The organism is Chryseobacterium tagetis (assembly GCF_016735585.2).
Taxonomy (GTDB): Bacteria; Bacteroidota; Bacteroidia; order Flavobacteriales; family Weeksellaceae; genus Chryseobacterium; species Chryseobacterium tagetis.
Window position 1 is genome coordinate 864,101 of record NZ_JAERSE020000001.1, and the last position, 23,479, is coordinate 887,579.

Below are 23,479 nucleotides of genomic sequence, written 5' to 3' on the forward strand. Positions count from 1 at the left end.
AAGAAACCTTAAGAGATTTTCTTAAGGTTTCTTCAAATATATTGTTAAAATTTCGAATCTGATTAATATCCAGCATGACTGGTGAGATCCACAGATATACCTATCTGATTGACATTGGATGAGTTGTTATATCTTGTATGTGCATAATCAATTCTGAATCTTGAAAGTTTGATTCCAAAACCACCGGAAAGTCCTGCAAAGTTTCTTTGATCGGCAACAGCCAATTCATTTCCTCTTTTTACATTATATCCTAATCTAATATTAAAGCTTTTTTCAGGGAAAAGTTCGGCTCCGATAGAAAAGTGATCGGCAATTTTTCTTCCGATGTTCACTTCCTGTCCGTCTACATTATATTGTGAAGAAATATCAAACTGTTGAACATCATGAGCGGTAATGGTAACTGCCAAAGGAATAGTCTTTAAGATTTTTGTATATCCTAAATCTATTCTGAAAGGAAGATTTTCTCTTGTTCCGTTAAATGATTTAAATTGATATCCGAAATTTCTTGCCACTGCAGAGACTACTTCCTTAGTTTTTTTATTATGATAGGTGATACCTGCAGTTCCGGAAATAGCAGAAGAGGTATAGTTATCAATCTTTGAAGTAATGAAGTTTAATCCCCCTCCAATCGTCCAGTCTTCTTCAAACTGATAGGCATATCCTGCTCCGATGGCTACATCGGAAGCTGAGAATTCTCCGTTTTCAAAACCACTTTCGTCTGTTCTGGGAATATTGCCATAGCTCATATAACGGGCGTTTATGGTCGCCATGTGCCCATTGTCAAAGTCTTTGGCGTAGGCTATGGTTCCATATTTTGAATCAGCCAGATAGGCCGCCCCGTTTACAGAAAGCTGTTGATCTGAATCTTTATTTAATAGTGCCGGATTTGCTATTGCAAAGGAAACATCATAATCTCTTATCGTAATTGCATCTCCTCCTAAAGCTGCTTGTCTAGCAGATACAGGAATATTTAAGAATGGATAAACATTTGTTCCTGTTTGTGCATAAGAAACAATTCCTGACAGAAATAATGAAAAAATGATAATTTTCTTCAATTCAATTTATAATTAATGCAAAAATAATCCTTTTTCTTAGGTGTCAAAATATTTAGAACATTATTTACACCTAAATATTTTTCTTTTTACAATATTTTTAATGATTATATTTGCAGCATCAAATTTAAAAGAATTTGGTTCTAAAAGAAACTCTTAAAAATAAAAGATGAAATATAAAAGAATCCTTCTAAAACTTAGTGGTGAAGCCTTAATGGGAAACAGACAATATGGTATTGATAATGAAAGGCTGCAGGAATATGCTTTGGAGATCAAAAAGGTTGTAGATAAAGGATGCGAAATTGCTATTGTAATTGGAGGAGGTAATATTTTCCGTGGAGTGGCAGGAGCTGCTAAAGGAATGGACAGAGTGCAGGGAGATTATATGGGAATGCTTGCCACCGTAATCAACGGAATGGCTCTACAAGGTGCTTTGGAAGATGCGGGAATCAAAACAAGACTTCAGTCTGCCATTGAAATGGATAAGGTAGCTGAACCTTTCATCAAAAGAAGAGCGGTAAGACATCTTGAAAAAGGGAGAGTGGTAATCTTCGGAGCAGGTACAGGTAACCCCTATTTCACAACAGATACGGCTGCAACGCTAAGAGCTATCGAAATTGGAGCGGATGTAATTTTAAAAGGAACAAGAGTAGACGGAATCTACGACAGCGATCCTGAAAAAAATGAGAACGCTGTAAAATATAATTCATTATCTTTCGACGAGGTTTATGCTAAGAATCTTAAAGTGATGGATATGACAGCATTTACTTTAAGCCACGAAAATAAATTGCCAATTATTGTTTTTGATATGAATAAAGATGGTAATTTAGGGAGAATTGTGGATGGAGAGAATGTTGGTACTTTAGTAGATTTGTAATTAGGGAGCAAATAATAGATTTTAGGAATTAAGGTTTTTAATAATTAAAAATACTATTACCTTATTACTAATCATTTAAAAATGTGCAATTTATCAAATTTTTATTATATAATGGAAGAATTAGATCTTATATTAGAATCTGTAAAACATGACATGGATGCAGCGGTAAAACATTTGGATCATGCGTTTCAAAGAATTAGAGCAGGACGTGCTTCTACAGCTATGGTTCAGGATGTGATGGTAGAATACTATGGAGCAATGACTCCCATCAACCAGGTTGCTAACGTTTCTGTACCGGATGCCATGACGATTTCTATTCAACCTTGGGATGCAAAAGCAATTAATGATATTGAAAAAGCAATCATCAATTCAAACTTAGGTTTTGCCCCTTCAAATAACGGAATCAATATTATCCTTAATGTACCGCCTTTAACGGAGGAAAGAAGAAGAGATTTAGCAAAACAAGCTAAAGTAGAAGCTGAGAACACTAAAATTGTAGTAAGAAATGCAAGACAGGACGGTTTAAAAGAACTAAAAAAACTAGAAGGTGTTTCTGAAGATGTTGTAAAAGGAATAGAAGCAGAAATTCAGGTATTTACAGACAAATATGTTAAGCTTTGTGATGAGCATTTGAAAGCGAAAGAAGCAGACATTATGAAAGTCTAACTTTCTAAAAAGAATATAAAAATAAAAAGAGGTTCTCAAGTGAGAGCCTCTTTCTTTTTATGAGTATTTAAATCGTTCAAAAGTCTGCCAATATTTATCTTTATAAATATGATATTCTATTTTTAATTTATCAGAATATCTAGATATAATTTCATAGGTAATTCTGGACGACTCTCTAAATTCTCTGCATGCAAAGAAAATTTCTCTCAAATTATCTGCTGTTTCTCTGCCAATATTTAGATAGCCTTCTGTATCAATAAGCATATTGCTTAACTCTTCTTCAAAAGCGTTCATCGAATGATTGTCTTCGGGAGTTGGAAGCCCTTGGTTATCTTCTCCTTCATAATAGATTTCTATCTTTAAAACCCATGGATGAGATGCTTTATGGTCCCATTCCAAAACCGTGGTATTGGCAATCGCAAAATAAGGTTTTCCGTTGCTGAGAGCCGCTTCAAAACTTCCCCAGTTATCTTTTTGAGCCGAATATCTTTTATGTTGGTATTTTTGTTCGAATTCGCTTTCTCTCCATGCAAGATAATCTTTCAGTTTGGCAATAGGAATAAGTTCTACATTCTCCGGATTGTTTCCTTTTATTTGCAAATGATCAATAATGGTTGCAGAAGACAATTCGCCAAGAAGATTATTAAGATAGATATAAACCCCGTTTACAATGATATCTTTTTCAGCTTCGTTGAATTCATCATATATTATTGTAAGATCTATTTCATCAGGGTAGTCATCATCATAAGTTGCATAAAAAGATAAATTTTCTGCAGAAAAAGTATGATTCTCCATATTGATCTGAAACTTGGAAATATTGACTTCAGGTTTGAGTGCCGTGAATTTCCAATTATCAATATTGGGTGCTGATTTTATAAGGTCCTCTACAAAGACAATATTTTTAATGTTTGTATCTGCTGTAAGGATAAGTTCAGCCGTCTGGCTGTCATGCATTCCTGTAAGGAAATAAATTCCGTCTTTAATTTGGGTTAATTTTGAGGTCATTTTATCAAAAAAGACTTCTTCTACCTTTTCGCCGTCATGTACTGCTTTCCAGAATTTTTTGTGGTTTGCCGAAAACCAGTCCCAAAATTCTGTATTTGTAGCAATATTTTCGTTTTTAGAAGGGAACATTCTACGTAAAAACTTCATCTATTGTGTATTTCTTGTATCTATTTGTATTAGTACAAAAATAGGAAAGATGTTTTGAAAAACAGACTATTTTAAATTAAATTTCTTAATTATTTATAATTTTTTGGTTAATTTTTTAAAATATTTATATTTTAATTGCTGATTTTATTTACCAGTTATTAAGTCCGTTTTCAAGAGCTTTTTTATAATTTTCTTCATCGAAGCTATACAGGTCGGGTGATTTATAAGCCCCACCACGGCGCTGTTCATCGAGTTTTCTAAGAATCCCGAGGTTTTTAATTTTTCTATAAAAATTCCCTCGATTAAGCTCTTTTCCCAAAATAGCTTCATATAGTTTTTGGACTTCAGGTAAAGTGAATTTTTCAGGAAGAAGATTATAACCAATAGGCTTAATAGCAATCTTTTCTCTTAAAGTAAGCAAAGCCTTCTCGATAATTTCGCGGTGATCCATTGCCAGTTCAATCTCAGGAAGTTCACTTAAATAGATCCATTCGCAGGTTTCACTCATTTCGTCGGCTACAGGATGTAGTTTTGTTGCATTATAAAGTGCGTAGAAACCAATTGTGATAAATCTCTGTTTTTGAAATAATGTTTCATCAAAATCTTCAAAATAAAACTCACTTCGATTCTTCTTTCCAAAAACACCGAATTCTTCAAGATAAGAAACCGTCACGCCAGCTCTTTCCTTCAAAAGCCTTACAATAGCTTCGTCCAGATCTTCATCCCTTCGAATGTAACCTCCAGGAAGCATCCATTGTTTTCTGTAGTTCATTTTCAGAAGCAGAACTTTCAGTTCATTATTATCAAACCCGAAAATCACGGGATCCGTCGATATATGAGGCAAAAAGATTTCTTTTGCTTCTGAAGATTTCTCTAAAAATTGCTGTTTAGAATCCATACTAAATAAGTGGTATAATCTGAGAGCACAAAGGTAAGATTTAATTTCTGAGATCATTCTAAAAATTACTTCCTACTTCAGTGAAATTCATATATTTTACCGATTCGCTATACATTTATTAAAAAAAACGAAATTTAAAAGTATAATATCAAATAAAAAGGAATTACCTTTAACCTCTTTTTATTTTAAATGAATGACTATGACGAATGAAGTAAAAACAAAAAGCAGGAATTATACTATTCCTCTTATTACCATTACGCTTTTATTTTTTATGTGGGGTTTCATTACCTGTATGAATGACATCCTGATTCCTTATCTGAAACAGCTTTTTAAACTGACTTTCTTTGAATCGATGTTGGTGCAGTTCTGTTTCTTTGGAGCTTATTTTATAGGCTCATTAATTTATTTCCTGATCTCAACTTCGAGCGGAGATCCCATTAACAAAGTAGGCTATAAAAAAGGAATTCTTTTCGGAATTTTCCTTGCAGCTTTAGGATGTGTTTTGTTTTATCCTGCAGCTACTTTCTCGTCTTACGGGTTGTTTTTAGGAGCTTTGTTTGTTTTAGGATTAGGATTTACGGTTTTGCAGATCACTGCAAATGCTTATGTTTCTCTTTTAGGTTCGGAAGAATCTGCATCCAGTAGATTGAATATGACCCAAGCCTTCAATGCGTTCGGAACGACTATCGCTCCGGTTTTGGGTGGACATTTAATTTTTGAATTTTTCTCTGCTGCAGACGGATCTTTCAGTGCGGTGGCAACGAGAATTCCTTATTTAATCTTTGCAGCAATTTTACTTTTAGTTGCTTTATTGATTTCAAGAGTGAAACTTCCATCTTTTCAGACTGCGGAAGAAGAGATTGAGAAAGGTTTTGGAGCTTTCAAGTTTACTCATTTAAAATTTGGGGTTTTTGCCATGTTTTGTTACGTTGGTGGGGAAGTAGCCGTAGGAAGCTTTATCATCAGCTTTTTAGAACAGCCTCAGGTGATGAACCTTAATGAGGTTGTAAGTAAAAACTACCTTTCTTTATATTGGGGAGGCGCAATGATTGGTCGATTTTTGGGAGCAATTTCTTTGAATCAATCCATTAGCCAGTCGAAAAAAGCAATCTATATGTTGGGAGCGGCAACGTTGGTGTTCCTAGTTATTTTCAGTATTGTTGACTTAACTTTTTCACAAATCAGTTTCTTCTTGGTGTTCATTGTTCTTAATTTTATTGCCTTCTTTATTGGAAAGGCAGCACCAGCAAGAACACTATCAATCTTTGCAGCGGTTAACGTAGTTTTGCTTATCTCTGCAATGGTAAATCATGGAGAGTTGGCTATGTACAGTATTTTAGGGATTGGTATTTTCAACTCTATCATGTTCTCGAATATTTATACATTGGCAATTTCAGGATTAGGCAAATATACAAGCCAAGGATCTTCATTAGTGGTAATGGCAATTTTGGGTGGGGCGATCGTTCCTATTTTCCAAGGATATCTTGCTGATCATTACGGAGTGCAGCATTCCTTCATTATTCCTGTATTCTGTTATTTAGTAATTTTGATTTTTGGAGCATATTGCACTAAATATTTGAGTCATGTTCAGCATGATGCAGATGCAAAATCCGGACATTAAAAATGATTTTATATAAAAGAAAAACCTGCTTAAGAGCAGGTTTTTTTATTGTCAAAGATATTTGAATCTTATCTTTTTATAATCTTTTTAGTGCTTACATTTCCTTTAGCATCTGTAATTTTTAAAATGTATACTCCGGAAGGAACATCTTTAATATCGATTCTGTTATTCTGATTAACAGCTCTAGAAACAACTTTACCACTTAACTCATATACGACAGCTTCTTTAATCTCTGTATCACTTTTTATATTGATAAAATCTGAGGTAGGATTAGGATATATTGTTAATTTAGGTTTAGACACTGTTTCAGAAACAGCGAGTGTAGCATCTTTTATAATCACTACTTTATTTCCTGTAGATGCAAAAGCATAACAGCCATTACCACAAGTAATAAGACTTTTCACATTTCCGAAAGCCTGCGAAATGGGTAAGCTATCGGTCAGCAAAAATGTATTAGGATTAAATCTTTTAAAAGTTATATTTCCCGAATAATCATAACTTGCAAATGCTACTTTGTTATAATAGGTATCGTAAGCAACCGGACCATAAACATTACTAAACTGCCCGATTACAAAAGGCGCTGTAGTTGCATCTACAACTTTTCCGTCAATAGAGTACATTTTATTGTCATGATAAATAAAGTCCAGATAAAAGCTGTTTAAAACACTTTGGGTAACTCCAAGATTGGTAACCCCTGAACTGTTTACAGACAATCTTCTGATCCCGAATTCTGTTGTTTCGTTGTTATAGCCAATAAGCGCATTAGGACCAGTGAATTCAATTTTATTACTTCCGGTATGATCAGGAGTTGTTGTGGGTCTCATCACTCCGTTATCGTAAATTGCAATACCTTCATGCTTTGGCGAGTAACCATTATTTTTTCGGGCAACAGCTATTGTTCCGGGTTGACCGGGCATTACTTCTATATCTTCTACATAGAAAGGTCCAGTAGTAGGATCTGCTCCCAAAGTAAACTGAATATCTGCCGTTTGTGTTGCGACATCAAACCTGCGGACAATAGATGCTCCACTGAAACCGGAATAAATATACTGTCCATTATCTGAAATGGCTAAAAATGTAGGTTCACTTCCTATAAATACAGTATTATCCAACGTGATTGTATTAGGATTAATGATTCCTATACTGTTTCCGTTTGAGCCATTTGCACTGGGAATTGAAGCATAGATTTTATTAGTATTAGAATCATAAACCAGATCATTGGCTGTTAAATCAAGTGTAAAAACCTGAAGCTGGGCACATGCAGCTACACTGATTCCGAAAAATAGAGCGGATAGATTTTTTTTCATGTAAATTATGTTTTTCCTTTAAAAAATTAATTTTCCAAAGATAATATTTTTTTCAAATCACATCTATGGGAATTGCATAGTTTCATAAAGATTTAATAATAGAAAATAAAAAAATCCGGAAAACCCGGATTTTAAATTATTGATATCTTTTATGCTCTTTACTTTTTGAAAATCTTTTCGTGATAGGTTTCAAGAGAGATTTGTATTTCTCAGCATCAAAAAGCTGCGAATCAGCAAGGGCTTTATAAGTCATCCAGACTCCAAAGGGTAATAGCACCATATTTGGAAGCCAGGAAGCTAAATAAGGATTCATTTTTCCTGACCAAGCCAGGTTTTCCATACTTACATTAATAATATAGAAAATAATGAATATTACAATGGCTATGATTACAGGTAATCCCATTCCTCCTTTTCTGATAATAGAACCTAAACTTGCTCCGATCAAAAAGAATATAACACAAGTGAAAGAATAGGTGACGATTCTCTGTTGATACATCACTACTTTTCCAAAATATTTTACACTCGGGTTTATTTCGTTATTTTTGGTTTCCAGAGTCGCTTTTAAGTTATCTAATCTGTTGTAAGCATTAGAGATCATTTCAAGCTTTTTCTCTCCTTTTACAGTATCAAGTTTTATCTGTTGTTTTGCTGCTATTTTAGATTTGCTTTTATCCATATACGTAACAACGGTATTCACCTGATTCAGGACGTCCCCATTTACAGTATTAAAATAAGACGCATTGTCTTTTTTACTTTTTTCAATGGTTTTATTCAGCTCGCGATAGGTCTGGAAACGGTAATCATCCGTAATCTGTTCTTCTTCAATGGCTTTGTTGATCAGTTCGCTGACATCAAAGTGGGAAACTAAGGTATCAAATTTAATGACCTGATCAGGCTGCTTAAGCCTTGCATTGTCTCCTTTACCTGCGAAATTATCTTCAGTTACATAACCGTCATAAAGTTCAAGTTTTAAGAAGTTTTTATTCGCCGGAGTTACAAACTTTCCTTTTTTAGCAACAATCGTCTGCTGATTTTCGTAGGTACTTGCTTTTTTATGTACAAAAACACCTTCAATATCTTTCCCGTCTTCACCGTAAATTTTATCAAACTTCACCATATAGCCGGGGAGCTGATCGATAAACTGACCGGGAGTAAAATTCAAAGCAGGCTTTGTCTGGGCGATATTGAAAAGCATATTTTTTGCTTTTCTCTGAAAGTCAGGAATAATATCATTTGAAAAGAAGTAAAGCATGATGGCAAGCACCGTCGCAACCCCAAAAAGAGGAGCCATTACTCTTGTTAACGAAATTCCCGCTGCTTTCATTGCTGCAAGCTCATACCGTTCACCAAATTCTCCAAAGGACATGATACTCGCCAAAAGTATGGTAAGTGGTAATACCATACTGATAACACTTACTCCGAGATAAAACAGAAGCTTAACGATTTGAAACGTTGTAAGCCCTTTTCCCATAAACTGACCTAATTGTACCCAGATGATATTGACAATGAAGATAAAAAACAATACACTGAAAATAAAGAAAAAGGGACCAAAAAAGGTTTTTATGATATAGCGGTCTAATATTTTAAACATTTGCCAAAATTAAAAAAAAAGCCACAAAGTTGTTCTTTGCGACTTTATATATTTTATAGATTCCTGTTATAATTCTGTAATGATATAATTTTTGAACTTATTTTTATCAAAAATAAACATATTAGGATCTAAGTTTTGATTCTCTTTATACTCTTTGATGGCAATAATAGCAATATCTTTATTATTTCCGTGCTGTTCCAGCTTTAGCATTTGCTTTTTAGCCGAGTTTACGAAAATATAGACAGCTTCCAGTCCGTTATCCTTTACAGGAGTCAGTTTTATAAAATCAGCGCTTACTCCGTCTACTGTTTTTTTACCATTGTAAGTTACATTATAATCTTTTCTGTAGGTAGTTAAATAATTGATAGGAGAGAACATAGCAGCACTTCCGTTAGGTTTTGCAACGGTAACTTCCATATCTTCCGTATTAATATTGTAAATTTTGTTTCCATCAAAAATCTGTTCTGTACCCATGATTTTCAATTTATATTTATCTCCGGCTGCATAATAGATTCCAGGTTCTGTTTTGGAAACCTGTCCGTTCACCCCGCTTCCAAAAGAGAATTTGAAGTAAGAATTTTTCTTAGAATTATAATTTGCAGTTACATCATCCAGTATTTTTTTAGCTTTTGCATCAATTTTTTGTGCGCTTGCCAATCCTACTGTTCCTACAACCAAACCACTCAGTATAATTTTTGAAATAATATTTTTCATTTTTTTATTTATAATATATAGATATTTTAGAATGATAAAGGTTAAACTATCGTTTTATCCTTTACTTACGCAGATCTTCCAAAAACTGTTCCAAAGAATGGAGATCCCCAATAATCACTTCTCTTGCTTTAGCGCCGTTAAATCCGCCAACAATTCCGCTTGCTTCAAGCTGATCCATAATTCTTCCGGCTCTGTTATATCCCAGTTTTAATTGTCTTTGAAGCATAGAAGTAGAACCTTGCTGTGTAGAAACAATAATTCTTGCAGCCTCTTCAAATAAAGCATCTTTTTCATTAGGATCAAAAGCTCCGACTGTACTTGATGATTCTTCAGAAACATATTCAGGAAGCAGAAGAGCAGAAGCGTATCCTTTTTGCTCCCCAATAAACTCTGCCAGTCTTTCTACTTCAGGAGTATCTACAAAAGCACACTGAAGTCTTAAAATTTCGTTTCCGTTAAAGTAAAGCATATCTCCTTTACCAATCAGCTGATCTGCCCCTGTAGAATCAAGAATCGTTCTGGAATCTACACTTGAAATTACCCTGAATGCTGCTCTCGCCGGGAAGTTAGCTTTGATCATCCCCGTAATCACATTTACAGAAGGTCTTTGCGTTGCAACAATTAAGTGAATACCTACTGCTCTTGCCAACTGTGCTAATCTGGCAATCGGTAATTCCACTTCTTTTCCGGCAGTCATGATCAGGTCGGCAAACTCATCTACCACCAAAACAATATAAGGTAAATATCTGTGTCCGTTTTCAGGATTAAGCTTTCTTTCCGTGAATTTTTTGTTGTATTCTTTTAAGTTTTTACAAAATGCATTTTTAAGCAAATCATATCTTGTATCCATCTCTATACAAAGAGAGTTCAGCGTATTAATTACTTTATTCGTATCTGTAATGATTGCTTCCTCTGCATCCGGAAGTTTGGCCAGATAATGTCTTTCAATTTTTGAATATAAAGAAAGTTCCACTTTTTTAGGATCCACCATTACGAATTTCAATTCGCTAGGATGCTTTTTGTAGAGTAGGGAAGTTAAGATCGCGTTGATCCCTACTGATTTTCCCTGACCGGTTGCTCCCGCCATCAGTAAGTGAGGCATTTTTGATAAATCGGCCATGAAGATCTCATTCGAGATCGTTTTACCGAAAACCACAGGAAGATCCATATCCGTATTCTGGAATTTCTGAGAAGCAATTACTGAACGCATAGAAACCATGGTAGGATTTTTTCTCGGAACTTCAATCCCAATCGTTCCTTTACCCGGCATTGGTGCAATGATTCTGATTCCTAATGCAGATAAATTCAGAGCAATATCATCCTGTAATTTTTTAATTGCAGCTACTCTGATCCCTGCTTCAGGTACAATTTCATACAACGTAACTGTTGGTCCGATCGTAGCTTTAATTTCAGCAATTCCTACATTAAAGTTTTTAAGAAGTCCTACAATTTTATTTTTGTTTTCTTCTAATTCTTCTTTATTGATAGAAATTTCTTCGTTTCCGTAATCTTTCAAAAGATCTACAGGAGGCATCTGGAATTTAGCAAGGTCTAATTTATGATCATACAAACCATGTTTTTCTACAAGTTCTTGCGATTGTTTATCAGATTCATCCAAAATATCAATAACCGGAGCTACTTCTACATTGAATTTAATATCTTCTTCAATTGGTTTCTGCGATATTACAGGTTTACTTTCAAAAGCATCTGCAGGACTTACAACAGGAATTGAAGGCTTTGTATTAAGATTTAAATTAATAGACTGTGTAATTTCTTTATCATTCTCAAATGAAGTCTGATTAGGAGTAGAAATCGTTTCAATAACTGGAGAAGAAGGGATTTCTGTAAAATCTTTTGTCGTTTCTATTGGCTCTTCAGTAACTTTTGGAGTCACCATTTCTGTAACCGTTACATTATTCTCAAGAACTTCTTCCTCCAGTTCTTCGTCGGCTTCAAAGTTCTCTTCAGAACTTGGCATCATAGATTTTACTCTTCCGATTGTGTTTTCATTAATTTCACCCAATTTTGCTTTTACAGCACTTGGACGTAAATTGAATTCTAAAATGAAATATAAAGCAATACTTGCCACCAATACCAACCACATTCCCACATCTCCTATAAGAGCGTTTAAAGAATCCATGATCTGATATCCATACACTCCGCTTAGTACGCCTCCCTGATTTTTTGTAAATGCTGCTCCAAAGAAAATAGGAAGCCAGCAAATGAAAAACAAAGAATGGCCTATTGTTTTCCAGGGCTTAAAATAATTTTTTTTCAGAATAAGCGTTCCAACAACGAATACTAAAAAGGCAATAATGAAAGAGGCGATTCCTATACTTTCAAAAATGAAAATATTACCCAGCCAGTCTCCGATCTTTCCAAAAAGGTTAGAAGACTTTATGGTTTTATCGAGCATGGTTCCTGCCTGGCTTTGATCTGATTTCCAGTTCATCAGATAGGAGATGAACGAAAACGTAAGGATAATTGAAAAAAGTATAAAAATAAGCCCGAAGAATATACGCGGCTTCGATAATATTTTGCCTTTATCAGGCGATTCCTGTGTTTTTGTTTGCGTCTTATTCATAATATCAATGTGGGCAAATTTAATGTTTTTTGAACATTAAAAGATAATTTTGATTTCTAAATTTTAGATGGTAATTTAATAGTATTTTCTTAAAAAGGCCTGGTTTTTTAGCGGAAATTTGGCAAGACTTTCATTCTGAACAGATAGAGGATTGCAATAAGATCCATAGCTTTTATTAATCATTAACGATAGGATATTAATATTTAAATTTTTCTTAATATATTTTCAGTTATTAAGAATGAATCAAAATAAGGTTTTACAGGCCTTCAACTGACAAATGACAGTTTTTTTTATCTACCTTTTCATTAATCATCCTTATTTTTGCATGTCAAGTATATAAAATCATGAAGAAGATCCAGGATATTCTTATTTCGACCAGGACAATGGCTGTATTGCTGCTGGTTTATGCATTTGCTATGGCCTATGCAACGTTCTTAGAAAACGACTATGGAACACCTACAGCAAAAGCACTGATTTATGAAGCAAAATGGTTTGAGCTCATAATGATTTTGCTTATTTTAAACTTCATTGGAAATATCGGAAGATATAGACTTTGGAAAAGAGAGAAATGGCCGGTGCTGGTTTTTCACTTAGCGTTTATCTTTATCTTCATCGGAGGTGCTATCACAAGATACATCAGTTTTGAAGGTCAGATGCACATCAGAGAAGGGGAAACTTCTAACGAAATTGTAACGGATAAAACGTTCTTAAAAGTTCAGATTGAAGAAAAAGGAGACGTTCTTAATTATCAGGATATTCCTTATTTGATGTCTCCATTGCACAAAGATCTTGAAGCTACGTATGATTATCACGGGAAAGAAGTGAAAGTGGTAGCAAAAGAATATGTTCAGAGAAAGAAAGACAGTCTTTTGGCAGATGCTAATGGAGCTGAATACCTTCATTTAGTTTCTACAGGGAACACCGGAAGACAGAATATTTATATCAAACCGGGAGAAACGAAGTCTATCAACGGAACATTGGTTACCTTCAACAGACCTATTGAAGGAGCCGTTGAGTTTAAAAATGAAAACGGACAATTATTCATTAAAACTCCTGTAGATGCAGCCTATATGACCATGGCAACGAAAGCTACAGGAAATACTGTAAAAGACCAGTTTCAGCCTTTAGCTTTAAGAAGCTTATATACGATCAATGAATTAAAACTGGTTGTTCCTGAAGGATTGAAAAAAGGAAGATTAATGGCGATTGAAGGAGACAGAAAAAAAGATCAGAATGTTCCTGATATGCTTACCGTTGAACTTCAAGGACCAAAAACTAAACAATTAGTAGACCTGTCTGTTGAAAAAGGAAATCCAAACGCTTACAAACAGGTGACTATGGATGGACTGAACATCATGGTAGGATTCGGTCCAAAGATTTACAATACGCCTTTTGCCCTTAAATTAGATGATTTCGTAATGGAAACATATCCGGGAAGTTCATCTCCAAGTGCGTATGAAAGCCACGTAAAAATTGTAGACGAAGGAAAAGAAACTCCTTATAAAATATATATGAACCACGTTCTTAATCATAAAGGATACCGTTTCTTCCAGTCAAGTTTCGATCCGGACAGAATGGGAACAGTACTTTCTGTAAATCACGATTATTGGGGAACTCTGATCTCTTATATCGGATATGCATTATTATTTGGTGGAATGTTTGTTATATTCTTCTGGAAAGGAACACACTTCTGGAAACTGAATAAAATGTTGAAAGATGTGAATAAGAAAAGAGCTGCTGGTATATTACTGCTTTTCTTAAGCTTAGGATTAAATGCTCAAAAAATTGAAACACACGGTACAACAGACGGAAGCAGAGAACATGTTCATGTAGAAGGAGAAGCTCATAATCACGCACAGACTTCTGAAACGGTTCGTCCACAAGGGGCACAGCCATTTACGAAAATGAAAGTGGTTACTGCAGACGAAATTATTGCAAGAAATAAGATCAGCAAAGAGCATGCAGATAAATTTGGTTACCTTTTGGTTCAGAATTTTGAAGGAAGAATTGTTCCTATTAATACTGAAGCTCTGGATGTTTTAAGAAAATTATACAAGAAAGACGAGTTCAAAGGAACAGACGGAAAATATCTGACGGCTAACCAGTGGTTTTTATCTGTGAATACAGATACACCAAGCTGGACAATGGTTCCGATGATTAAAGTCGGTTCAAAAGGAGGTGATGAGTTAAAAAATAAAACTAAGGCGAATGATGATGAGTATACCTCATTAATGAACCTTTTTCCGGCAGATGCTAATGGTAATTTAACATACATTCTGGAACATGATTACAACATTGCTTTCCGTAAAAAACCTGCTGAGCAGACCAATTACGATAAAGAAGTAATTGCTGTTAACGAAAGAGTTCAGATTTTTAATGAATTTTTCAGTGGTCAGTTTATGAGAATTGTTCCTGTGAAAAATGATGCAAACCACACTTGGCATTCTTGGCTTGACCAAAAATTTGAACCGGATATGGAATCTCAGCAAGTGATGGGACCTTACTTTGCAGAAGTGTTGCAGGCTCAGCAATCAGGAAACTGGAGCAAAGCTGATAAAGAACTGGCAAAACTTTCTGCCTACCAGCAAAAATGGGGTAAAGCAGTAGTTCCTGCAAAATCTAAAGTTGATCTTGAGGTTTTCCTGAATGAAGTGAACCTTAATTTTAAATTGTTAATTTTCTATACAATAGTTGGAGGTTTATTATTGATCTTAGGGTTTATTGAATTATTTAAATCCAGAAAAGTTTTAAATAAAATCATTAAAGTAATTATTGCCCTTGGAATCATCGGATATGTTTTCCATTTCCTAGGATTAGTGGCAAGATGGTATATTTCAGGTCACGCACCTTGGAGTAACGGATATGAAGCGATTATCTTCATTTCTTGGGTAGGAATTACAGCCGGTTTAATCCTGTATAGAAACTCAAATGCATTGATTCCTGCAGCAGGATTTATGGTTGCGGTAATTATGATGGGGTTTGCTCACGGAGGTTCAGCGCTTGACCCGCAAATCACACCGCTTGTTCCGGTATTGAAATCGTATTGGTTGATTGTTCACGTGGCTATTATTACATCAAGTTACGGATTCTTTGCCTTGTCAATGATTATTGCAGTATTGAGCTTAGTATTCTATATTATTTCAAACAAAGAAACCTACAAAATTCACCACGATACAACCTTGAAGGAATTGGTAATTGTTTCTGAAATGTCTTTAACTATCGGTTTATTTGCTTTAACAGTAGGAAACTTCTTAGGAGGAATCTGGGCAAACGAATCTTGGGGTAGATACTGGAGCTGGGATCCGAAAGAAACATGGGCATTTATCTCAATCATGGTGTATGCTTTTGTATTACACATGAGATTAGTTCCTGGATTGAGAAGCAAATGGGCGTTCCACGTTGCCACAATGTTTGCATTCTGTTCTATGGTAATGACTTATTTTGGGGTTAACTACTATCTAAGCGGACTTCACTCGTATGCAGCAGGAGATCCGGTTCCGGTTCCGGCTTGGGTATATATCGGACTTGGAACAATGCTGGCATTAGCAGTGGTATCTTATCTTAAATTTAAAGCTTTAAATAAGAAATAAATTTAAAACATCATAAAAATTAAAATCCCGGAAATAGACTTTCCGGGATTTTTTTGTGTTGTTTAATTTCTATATTTCAATTCAGAAGAAATAGAAAATATCTAAAAAATAGGGAGTTGAAATTCAAAAAATAATAATACCTTTATGATATCAAAATAATATCAAATAAAAATCACATTATGGAAAAAGTCTTAAAACCAATGTCCGGCTACTTAGCTTTAGTAATATGCCTGATACTTTTTGTAGCTGCTATTTATCTTTTTGTAACAGGAGTCGACCGCAACATTACGTTCGTTGTTCTGGCTATTCTTTGCTTTCTTGTTTCATGTTTTTTCTTGAAAGGATTAATGATTATTCAGCCTAATCACTCAAGAGTATTGAACTTCTTCGGAAAATATGTAGGAACAGTAAAAGAAAACGGAATGTTTTTTATCAACCCATTGTATTCTTCCCAAAGAATGAGTCTGCGATCTGAAAACTTACAAGGACAGACCTTGAAAGTAAATGACAAAATGGGAAACCCGATTGAAATTGCGGTAGTAATCGTATGGAAAGTAGGAGATACTTACAAAGCAGCTTTTGATGTAGAACGTTATTCAGATTTCGTAAAAATGCAGAGCGAAGCAGCGGTGCGTCATTTGGCAATGAGCTTTCCTTACGACAACTTAGAAGACGATCATGCTCCGATTACTTTGAGAGAAGGAGGCGACAAGATCAATTCAATTCTGGAACAGGAACTTACAGACCGTCTTTCAAAAGCCGGAATTGTGATTCAGGAAGCCAGAATTTCACACCTTGCTTATGCTTCAGAAATTGCCGGAGCCATGCTTCAAAGACAACAGGCAACCGCAATCGTAGCCGCAAGAACGAAGATCGTAGAAGGCGCTGTAGGAATGGTAGATTTAGCCTTGAAAAAGCTATCTGAAGAAAATATAGTAGAGCTTGATGATGAAAGAAAAGCGGCCATGGTCAGCAACTTAATGGTCGTTTTATGTGGTGAAAAAGCAGCAACCCCCATCTTAAATGCCGGAACTTTATATAATTAAAAGCAAGCAACAAAAATCAAAAAATGAAATCAGATAAAACTCAAACTTCTTCCGAAAGCAAAAGCAAAAAATCTTTTGTAATAAGGATAGATGAGTCTACTTACAAACTTCTGGAAAAATGGGCAAATGATGAATTCAGAAGCGTAAATGGGCAGATTGAGTATTTGCTTCATCAAAACTTAATCGATTCCGGAAGAAAGAAAAAAGAATAACCTTAATTAACCTTTAACTGTCATTTTAATAAGCAAAACCAAGCTTATACTGACAAAAGAAAAAGCAGAGATATTTCTCTGCTTTTTACATTTCATATACCAATTAAATTAATCAAAAATCGATGTAAAATAATTACTTATAATACTCCAGAAATTTTTCCCCAAAAAGTAAATCAGGGTAGAAGTAATGATTCCCTTCACGGTAAAGAAGATAATTCCGCCTATTCCAAACTTCTTTACCAAGCTCTTCCATTTAGAATTTTTCTTTACTTCTTCAGATTCCTTTACTACTTTATTATTTTCCATTTCTGAAATTCAATTATTTACTCTACAAAGATAATCATGTTTATAATTAGTCCAAATAAAAAATGAGTTAAAAAAAATTAAATTTTGAGGTTCGCATAATATTTTTATCTTTAGAGAAAACGAAAAGTAAAATTTTTATGTCTAAAAAAATAAAGGATTTCGGAATCGAAAAAACACTGAAAAACTTAGGAATTAAAGAAGAGAACAGAGGAACTTCGGTAGGCGGAAAATATTTCGCATCAGGAAAAACAATAGAAAGTTTTTCGCCAGTAGATGGTAATTTGATTGCTAAAATAAAGACTTCCGGAGAATCAGACTATGATAAGGTGATCGAAATGGCTGAAAAAGCGTTTAAAGAATTCAGGTTGATGCCGGCTCCTAAGAGAGGGGAAATCGTAAGACAACTAGGACAAAAACTTAGACAATACAAAGATGATCTGGGAAAACTGGTTTCTTATGAAATGGGTAAATCTTTACAGGAAGGTTTGGGTGAAGTGCAGGAAATGATCGATATCTGTGATTTCGCAGTAGGAGTTTCCAGACAACTTCACGGATATACAATGCACTCGGAAAGACCGGGACACAGAATGTATGAGCAATATCATCCGCTTGGAATCGTTGGAATCATTACAGCGTTCAACTTTCCGGTAGCAGTCTGGTCTTGGAATACCGCTTTAGCATGGATTTGTGGTAACGTTACCATTTGGAAGCCTTCAGAAAAAACACCACTTTGTGCGATTGCCTGTCAGAATATCATGAACGAAGTAATCAAGGAAAACAATCTTCCTGAAGGTATTTCAAGTGTATTGGTGGCAGATCATGAAATTGGGCAGAAATTAGTTGATGACAAAAGAGTTTCTTTGGTTTCTTTCACAGGTTCTACAAGAGTAGGAAGAATGGTTTCTACAAATGTTGCTCAAAGATTCGGAAAATCTATCCTTGAATTAGGTGGTAATAACGCCATTATCATTTCTAAAGATGCAGATATCGATATGTCAATCATTGGAGCTGTTTTTGGAGCCGTTGGAACAGCTGGTCAAAGATGTACTTCTACAAGAAGGTTAATCATTCATGAAGACGTTTATGATGAAGTGAAAAACAGATTGGAAAAAGCTTACGGACAATTAAAAATCGGAAATCCATTAGATGAAACCAATCACGTAGGACCACTTATCGATATGGACGCAGTAAACATGTATCAGGAAGCCATTAAAAAAGGTAAAAAAGAAGGCGCAAAATTCATCGTTGAAGGTGAAGTTTTAAAAGGAAAAGGATACGAATCTGGTTGCTACGTAAAACCTTGTATCGCAGAGGTGAAAAACTCTTACGAAATCGTTCAGCATGAGACTTTCGCACCGATTTTATATTTAATCAAATACAAAACATTAGAAGAAGCGATTGCTATCCAAAACGATGTTCCTCAGGGATTATCGTCTGCAATCATGACGCAGAACTTAAGAGAAGCAGAATTATTCCTTTCTCAAGCAGGTTCAGACTGTGGAATTGCGAACGTAAATATCGGAACATCCGGAGCAGAAATCGGAGGAGCTTTCGGAGGTGAAAAAGAAACCGGAGGCGGTAGAGAATCGGGTTCAGACGTTTGGAAATATTATATGAGAAGACAAACCAATACTATAAATTACACAGCACAACTTCCTTTAGCACAGGGAATTAAATTTGACTTATAAAAGTTTTAATTCTAATTAAAACAATTTAAATTCAGGGATTTAGATATACAGAAATTACCAGTCACTAATTTCTAAATCTCTGAATTCCTTAATCACTAACAAAAAAATATGGAACACACAACAATTGATATACAAGCAAATAAAGTAAAAGAAACAATAGGAAGACATGTCTTGGCAGATGGTTTTGACTTCGTGATGGATATTGAAAAATCTCACGGATCTTGGCTTTACGACAAGCTTACGAACAGAGAATATTTAGATATGTTTTCGATGTTTGCTTCCGCTTCAATAGGCTACAATCATCCTTATATCGTTGAGAAATCAGCTTGGTTAGGAAAAATGGCCGTTAACAAGCCTACTTTGGCTGATGTTTATTCAGAAGAATACGCTCACTTTTTAGAAGTTTTTGAAAGAGTGGTGATTCCTGAAGAATTACAGTATGCTTTCTTTATTGAAGGAGGAACTTTAGGCGTAGAGAACGCCATGAAAGCCTGTTTCGACTGGAAAACCAGAAAGAATTTTGAAAAAGGTCTTAACCAGGAAGCCGGAATCTGTATCCATTTCAGACAGGCATTCCATGGAAGAAGCGGATATACATTAAGTTTAACAAACACTTCAGATCCAAGAAAATATCAATATTTTCCGATGTTTGAGTGGCCTAGAATCTTAAATCCTAAATTGAGCTTCCCCATCACAGAAGAAAACCTTGAGGAAACAATTAAGAACGAAAGACTGGCATTAATTCAGATTGAAGAAGCTATTCTGATGAATCCTGATAAAGTAGCTTGTATCATTATTGAGCCTATTCAGGCAGAAGGTGGTGACAATCATTTCAGAGATGAATTTTTATTAGGATTGAGAAAAATCTGTGATGATAATGAAATTTTATTGATCTTTGACGAAGTTCAGACTGGAATCGGGATTACAGGAAAAATGTGGGCTTTCCAGCATTTTACTGCAAAACCGGATATTATCTCTTTCGGGAAAAAAGCACAGGTTTGTGGGGTTTTAGCCAATAAAGAGAAATTTGATGAAATTCCAGATAACGTTTTCAGAGAAAGCTCAAGAATCAATTCTACCTTTGGAGGAAACTTTATTGATATGCTTCGTTTTCAATTGGTAATGGAGGTGATAGAAAAGGAAGATCTTGTAGAAAATGCAAGAATTGTTGGTGATTACCTGTTGGATGAATTAAAAAAATTAGCAGAAAAATATCCTGAAAAATTATCAAATGCAAGAGGGAAAGGATTGATGTGTGCGATTGATCTTCCTACTGCTGAGCAAAGAAATACATTGAGAGACGAACTATGGAATGACGGAATGATCATTCTTTCTTGTGGAGATCAGTCACTTAGATTCAGACCTCATTTAAATGTAACCAAGGAAGAAATTCAACTTGCGATAGGAAAAATAGAGAGTAATATTAACAAAATTTAAAATCCGGATTTGGGATTTTAAAAAATTTGTCATATATTTAGATACTCAAACGGAATAGAATATGGAAAGAAGCACAAGAGTATCAGTTTTTGAAAGTGACAAATCTACAGAAATTCAGTTAATCAAATCTAAGTTAGACGATGCGCAGATTACAAATGCGGTAGAAAACAATTATCTGACTTTTACAACAACACCTACAGCGACTTCGCTAAAAGTGATGGTTAAACTCGAAGATGAAAAAAAAGCATTTGATATTATCGATGCTTATCTTCAGCAAAGTGAAAATCAATAAAAAACAATTTCATAATTTTAAATTTTACTACTTCGAACCGAAAATTAATTTCAATTAGTTTTCGGTTTTTTGATTTTTCTTTTAAAAAAAATTAGGAAATTATTTTAAATAAATATAAACGTTTAGATTACCTTAATCTATGAATATGTCAATCTTTTAATTAAAATTATAAACAATGGATTCAGAAATTAAACTAAGAAAGGCAGAAATTGAAGACAGAAATATAATCTGGAACATTTTGCAACAGGCAATTGAAAGAAGAAGGCAAGACGGAAGTACACAATGGCAGCAAGGTTATCCCAATATGGATACCGTAGAAAGTGACATTGCAAAAGGTTTCGGGTATGTAATGACCGTAGACGGAGAAATTGCAGTATATGCCGCATTAATTATGAATGATGAGCCTGCTTACAGCACAATAGAAGGCGAGTGGCTAAGCAACGGAGAATTTGTTGTGGTACACAGAGTAGCTGTAGATGAGAAATTTGCGGGTCAGGGAATGGTAAAAAAATTATTTGATCATATTGAAGAATTCACGAGATCAAATGGAATTCAGAGCGTTAAAGTTGATACCAATTATGATAATATTGCCATGTTAAAAATTCTTGAAGGGAAAGGATATTCTTATTGCGGAGAGGTTTTTCTGTCCGGCGGAATGAGAAAGGCTTTTGAGAAGATTATAATTTAAGCCAAAAGTTAAATCTACTTTCATTGAATTTTTAAAAGACCCAATATCGAGAAACTCTATTGGGTTTGTTCGTTTAGTTCTGAACTAATTTTTACATTTGTTCAAATTTATATACCATGCATAAGAGTATAGAGATTGATGAAAAAATTTTTCAGGATGCTGTAAAGTTCTATGGCACCATTTTCAACGTACCTCCATTAGCTTCTAAAATTTACGCCTATCTGCTTTTTGATTATGAAAAGGTAGGGATAACTTTTGATGAGTTTGTGGAAGTTCTTTCTGCAAGCAAAAGTTCGGTTTCTACCAGTATATCTTTATTACTGAAAGCCCAGCTCATTGTAGATCACAATAAAATGGATGAAAGGAAAAGGTATTTTTTCATCAATGATGAATATAAGAAAATAAGATTTGAAAAAATAGTTCAAAAGATGCAAGACGAATTAAAACTACTAGATGACTTAGATCAATTTAAAAAAAATCATGACAATGTACACAACGAAAAAATGGAAGCTTACAAAGCTCTTTTAAATAAAAACATACTTAATATTCAGGAATCTCTTAATAAACTTTAAAATGAACAGTAAACTAGTTATACTTTCTGTTGCAGCGCTTTCACTCACAGCCTGCAAAAAAGAAGCTCCGAAGCAGGATGGTGCAAAACCATATCCTGTAGTGAACGTGGAGTCAAAAAATATAGTCGGCTATCAGACTTTTCCTGCTACCATTCAGGGGAGAGTCAATAATGATGTTCGTGCTAAAATACAGGGATACATTACGCAGGTTTTGGTAGATGAAGGACAATACGTTACGAAGGGACAGCCTTTATTCCGTCTTGAGACCAATATTTTAAGTGAAAATGCTGCCGCTTCCAAAGCTGGAATCGGTGCTGCAGAATCTACTATTGCTGCCGCTCAGGCTTCCGTAAATGCCGCTCAGGTGGAAGTGAACAAATTGAAACCGCTTGTTCAAAAAAATATCATCAGTAATGTTCAGTTACAGACCGCTCAGGCAAATTTAGCTCAGGCTCAGGCTCAGTTACAACAGGCCAATGCTGCAAAAAGACAGGCTGTTGCCAATTATAAAGGAGTAGAAGCCAATATTGAATATTCAATTATCCGTGCGCCTATTTCCGGAGTTATCGGAAAACTTCCTTTAAAAGTTGGGAGCTTAGTAGGACCGACAGATCAGACGGCTCTAACTACCATTTCAGATACCTCTCAACTATATGCCTACTTTTCTATGAATGAAAAGGAGTATTTTGATTTCTTAGAAAAATCTCCGGGAGCTTCTTTATCTGAAAAAATTAAAAACCTTCCATTAGTAGAATTACAACTGGCAAACGGAAGTATTTACGGAGAAAAAGGTAGAATTGAAACCATGACAGGACAGATTGATGCTACAACAGGTACCATTCAGTTCAGAGTAGGTTTCTCAAACCCTCAAAAACTTTTAAGTAATGGTAATAGTGGAACGATCAGATTACCAAAAACATACGAAAACGTTTTAGTTGTTCCGGAAAGTGCTACTTACGAACAACAAGGTATTGTTTACGTTTATAAAGTAGAAAAAGATACTGCTAAAAATGTTGTCATCAATGTAATTGACAGAATCGACAATATGGCTCTGATCAAATCAGGAGTTAATAAAGGCGAAACAATCGTGGCGGCCGGTATTGGAGGTCTAAAAGCAGGAACAGCAGTAAAGCCACAACCTGTGAAAATGGATAGTCTTGTTCAATCAATAAAACCGAAATTCTAA

The 23,479-nt window shown here is 34.8% G+C and carries 20 protein-coding genes; 12 read left to right on the top strand and 8 right to left on the bottom strand.

Features of this window, described 5'->3' with window-relative positions; translation table 11 throughout:
- Window positions 1–62: 62 nt before the first annotated feature.
- Window positions 63–1,055, bottom strand: a complete 993-nt coding sequence (porQ, locus tag JI747_RS03760) for a type IX secretion system protein PorQ (RefSeq protein WP_225686382.1) — start codon at window positions 1,053–1,055, stop codon at window positions 63–65.
- Window positions 1,056–1,221: 166 nt separating this feature from the next.
- On the opposite strand from porQ, the gene pyrH reads away from it, so the two are divergent.
- Window positions 1,222–1,929, top strand: a complete 708-nt coding sequence (gene pyrH, locus JI747_RS03765) for a UMP kinase (protein ID WP_225686384.1) — start codon at window positions 1,222–1,224, stop codon at window positions 1,927–1,929.
- 111 nt (window positions 1,930–2,040) lie between these two features.
- Entirely contained in the window at window positions 2,041–2,595 is a 555-nt protein-coding gene (frr, locus tag JI747_RS03770; protein WP_225686386.1) for a ribosome recycling factor, read from the top strand.
- Between the two features lie 57 nt (window positions 2,596–2,652).
- Here the strand turns inward: frr and JI747_RS03775 are convergent, their stop codons facing one another.
- Window positions 2,653–3,747 carry a DUF695 domain-containing protein gene (locus JI747_RS03775; RefSeq protein ID WP_225686388.1) on the bottom strand — a complete coding sequence of 365 codons (1,095 nt, stop codon included), beginning with the start codon at window positions 3,745–3,747 and terminating at the stop codon, window positions 2,653–2,655.
- 148 nt (window positions 3,748–3,895) lie between these two features.
- Window positions 3,896–4,645: an NUDIX hydrolase gene (locus JI747_RS03780; RefSeq protein ID WP_225686390.1), complete on the bottom strand. Its 750-nt coding sequence runs from the start codon at window positions 4,643–4,645 to the stop codon at window positions 3,896–3,898.
- Between the two features lie 199 nt (window positions 4,646–4,844).
- On the opposite strand from JI747_RS03780, the gene JI747_RS03785 reads away from it, so the two are divergent.
- Window positions 4,845–6,266: a sugar MFS transporter gene (locus JI747_RS03785; protein ID WP_225686392.1), complete on the top strand. Its 1,422-nt coding sequence runs from the start codon at window positions 4,845–4,847 to the stop codon at window positions 6,264–6,266.
- Window positions 6,267–6,334: 68 nt separating this feature from the next.
- Here the strand turns inward: JI747_RS03785 and JI747_RS03790 are convergent, their stop codons facing one another.
- The 4 genes from JI747_RS03790 to JI747_RS03805 all read right to left on the bottom strand — a co-directional run bounded on the left by JI747_RS03790 (window position 6,335) and on the right by JI747_RS03805 (window position 12,462).
- Entirely contained in the window at window positions 6,335–7,573 is a 1,239-nt protein-coding gene (locus JI747_RS03790; protein WP_225686393.1) for a T9SS type A sorting domain-containing protein, read from the bottom strand.
- Between the two features lie 136 nt (window positions 7,574–7,709).
- On the bottom strand, window positions 7,710–9,164 hold the full coding sequence (locus JI747_RS03795) for an LptF/LptG family permease (RefSeq protein ID WP_225686394.1): 1,455 nt from the start codon (window positions 9,162–9,164) through the stop codon (window positions 7,710–7,712).
- 66 nt (window positions 9,165–9,230) lie between these two features.
- Complete coding sequence (locus JI747_RS03800; protein ID WP_225686395.1) at window positions 9,231–9,878, bottom strand: LolA family protein; 648 nt, start codon at window positions 9,876–9,878, stop codon at window positions 9,231–9,233.
- A gap of 61 nt (window positions 9,879–9,939) precedes the next feature.
- Window positions 9,940–12,462, bottom strand: coding sequence for an FtsK/SpoIIIE family DNA translocase (locus JI747_RS03805; RefSeq protein ID WP_225686396.1), 2,523 nt, complete (start codon window positions 12,460–12,462; stop codon window positions 9,940–9,942).
- A gap of 344 nt (window positions 12,463–12,806) precedes the next feature.
- Here JI747_RS03805 and ccsA point away from each other — a divergent pair, with 344 nt between their 5' ends.
- The 3 genes from ccsA to JI747_RS03820 all read left to right on the top strand — a co-directional run bounded on the left by ccsA (window position 12,807) and on the right by JI747_RS03820 (window position 17,310).
- Window positions 12,807–16,052 carry a cytochrome c biogenesis protein CcsA gene (gene ccsA / locus JI747_RS03810; RefSeq protein ID WP_225686397.1) on the top strand — a complete coding sequence of 1,082 codons (3,246 nt, stop codon included), beginning with the start codon at window positions 12,807–12,809 and terminating at the stop codon, window positions 16,050–16,052.
- A 179-nt stretch (window positions 16,053–16,231) separates the two neighbouring features.
- A complete protein-coding gene (locus JI747_RS03815) occupies window positions 16,232–17,098 on the top strand; it encodes an SPFH domain-containing protein (protein WP_225686398.1) in 867 nt (288 codons plus the stop codon).
- A 23-nt stretch (window positions 17,099–17,121) separates the two neighbouring features.
- Window positions 17,122–17,310: an Arc family DNA binding domain-containing protein gene (locus JI747_RS03820; protein WP_225686399.1), complete on the top strand. Its 189-nt coding sequence runs from the start codon at window positions 17,122–17,124 to the stop codon at window positions 17,308–17,310.
- Between the two features lie 108 nt (window positions 17,311–17,418).
- Here the strand turns inward: JI747_RS03820 and JI747_RS03825 are convergent, their stop codons facing one another.
- The gene (locus tag JI747_RS03825; RefSeq protein ID WP_225686400.1) at window positions 17,419–17,616 is read right to left on the bottom strand and encodes a hypothetical protein; all 198 of its coding nucleotides are present in this window, start codon (window positions 17,614–17,616) and stop codon (window positions 17,419–17,421) included.
- 137 nt (window positions 17,617–17,753) lie between these two features.
- On the opposite strand from JI747_RS03825, the gene amaB reads away from it, so the two are divergent.
- From amaB to JI747_RS03855, 6 genes are all read left to right on the top strand, one after another.
- Window positions 17,754–19,304 (top strand): L-piperidine-6-carboxylate dehydrogenase, encoded by a 1,551-nt coding sequence (gene amaB, locus JI747_RS03830; RefSeq protein WP_225686401.1) that lies wholly within the window; start codon window positions 17,754–17,756, stop codon window positions 19,302–19,304.
- A 108-nt stretch (window positions 19,305–19,412) separates the two neighbouring features.
- Window positions 19,413–20,741, top strand: coding sequence for an L-lysine 6-transaminase (lat, locus tag JI747_RS03835; RefSeq protein ID WP_225686402.1), 1,329 nt, complete (start codon window positions 19,413–19,415; stop codon window positions 20,739–20,741).
- A gap of 61 nt (window positions 20,742–20,802) precedes the next feature.
- Window positions 20,803–21,033, top strand: coding sequence for a DUF2007 domain-containing protein (locus JI747_RS03840; RefSeq protein WP_225686403.1), 231 nt, complete (start codon window positions 20,803–20,805; stop codon window positions 21,031–21,033).
- A gap of 175 nt (window positions 21,034–21,208) precedes the next feature.
- The gene (locus JI747_RS03845; RefSeq protein WP_225686404.1) at window positions 21,209–21,721 is read left to right on the top strand and encodes a GNAT family N-acetyltransferase; all 513 of its coding nucleotides are present in this window, start codon (window positions 21,209–21,211) and stop codon (window positions 21,719–21,721) included.
- Window positions 21,722–21,837: 116 nt separating this feature from the next.
- Window positions 21,838–22,293, top strand: a complete 456-nt coding sequence (locus JI747_RS03850; protein WP_225686405.1) for a transcriptional regulator — start codon at window positions 21,838–21,840, stop codon at window positions 22,291–22,293.
- Between the two features lies 1 nt (window position 22,294).
- On the top strand, window positions 22,295–23,479 hold the full coding sequence (locus JI747_RS03855) for an efflux RND transporter periplasmic adaptor subunit (RefSeq protein WP_225686407.1): 1,185 nt from the start codon (window positions 22,295–22,297) through the stop codon (window positions 23,477–23,479).

Excerpts from the sequence above, each read along its gene's own strand:
- pyrH (WP_225686384.1), top strand. The coding sequence starts at position 1,222 with ATGAAATATAAAAGAATCCTTCTAAAACTTAGTGGTGAAGCCTTAATG.
- frr (WP_225686386.1), top strand. The coding sequence starts at position 2,041 with ATGGAAGAATTAGATCTTATATTAGAATCTGTAAAACATGACATGGAT.
- JI747_RS03775 (WP_225686388.1), bottom strand. The coding sequence starts at position 3,747 with ATGAAGTTTTTACGTAGAATGTTCCCTTCTAAAAACGAAAATATTGCT.
- JI747_RS03780 (WP_225686390.1), bottom strand. The coding sequence starts at position 4,645 with ATGGATTCTAAACAGCAATTTTTAGAGAAATCTTCAGAAGCAAAAGAA.
- JI747_RS03785 (WP_225686392.1), top strand. The coding sequence starts at position 4,845 with ATGACGAATGAAGTAAAAACAAAAAGCAGGAATTATACTATTCCTCTT.
- JI747_RS03790 (WP_225686393.1), bottom strand. The coding sequence starts at position 7,573 with ATGAAAAAAAATCTATCCGCTCTATTTTTCGGAATCAGTGTAGCTGCA.
- JI747_RS03795 (WP_225686394.1), bottom strand. The coding sequence starts at position 9,164 with ATGTTTAAAATATTAGACCGCTATATCATAAAAACCTTTTTTGGTCCC.
- JI747_RS03800 (WP_225686395.1), bottom strand. The coding sequence starts at position 9,878 with ATGAAAAATATTATTTCAAAAATTATACTGAGTGGTTTGGTTGTAGGA.
- JI747_RS03805 (WP_225686396.1), bottom strand. The coding sequence starts at position 12,462 with ATGAATAAGACGCAAACAAAAACACAGGAATCGCCTGATAAAGGCAAA.
- ccsA (WP_225686397.1), top strand. The coding sequence starts at position 12,807 with ATGAAGAAGATCCAGGATATTCTTATTTCGACCAGGACAATGGCTGTA.
- JI747_RS03815 (WP_225686398.1), top strand. The coding sequence starts at position 16,232 with ATGGAAAAAGTCTTAAAACCAATGTCCGGCTACTTAGCTTTAGTAATA.
- JI747_RS03820 (WP_225686399.1), top strand. The coding sequence starts at position 17,122 with ATGAAATCAGATAAAACTCAAACTTCTTCCGAAAGCAAAAGCAAAAAA.
- JI747_RS03825 (WP_225686400.1), bottom strand. The coding sequence starts at position 17,616 with ATGGAAAATAATAAAGTAGTAAAGGAATCTGAAGAAGTAAAGAAAAAT.
- amaB (WP_225686401.1), top strand. The coding sequence starts at position 17,754 with ATGTCTAAAAAAATAAAGGATTTCGGAATCGAAAAAACACTGAAAAAC.
- lat (WP_225686402.1), top strand. The coding sequence starts at position 19,413 with ATGGAACACACAACAATTGATATACAAGCAAATAAAGTAAAAGAAACA.
- JI747_RS03840 (WP_225686403.1), top strand. The coding sequence starts at position 20,803 with ATGGAAAGAAGCACAAGAGTATCAGTTTTTGAAAGTGACAAATCTACA.
- JI747_RS03845 (WP_225686404.1), top strand. The coding sequence starts at position 21,209 with ATGGATTCAGAAATTAAACTAAGAAAGGCAGAAATTGAAGACAGAAAT.
- JI747_RS03850 (WP_225686405.1), top strand. The coding sequence starts at position 21,838 with ATGCATAAGAGTATAGAGATTGATGAAAAAATTTTTCAGGATGCTGTA.
- JI747_RS03855 (WP_225686407.1), top strand. The coding sequence starts at position 22,295 with ATGAACAGTAAACTAGTTATACTTTCTGTTGCAGCGCTTTCACTCACA.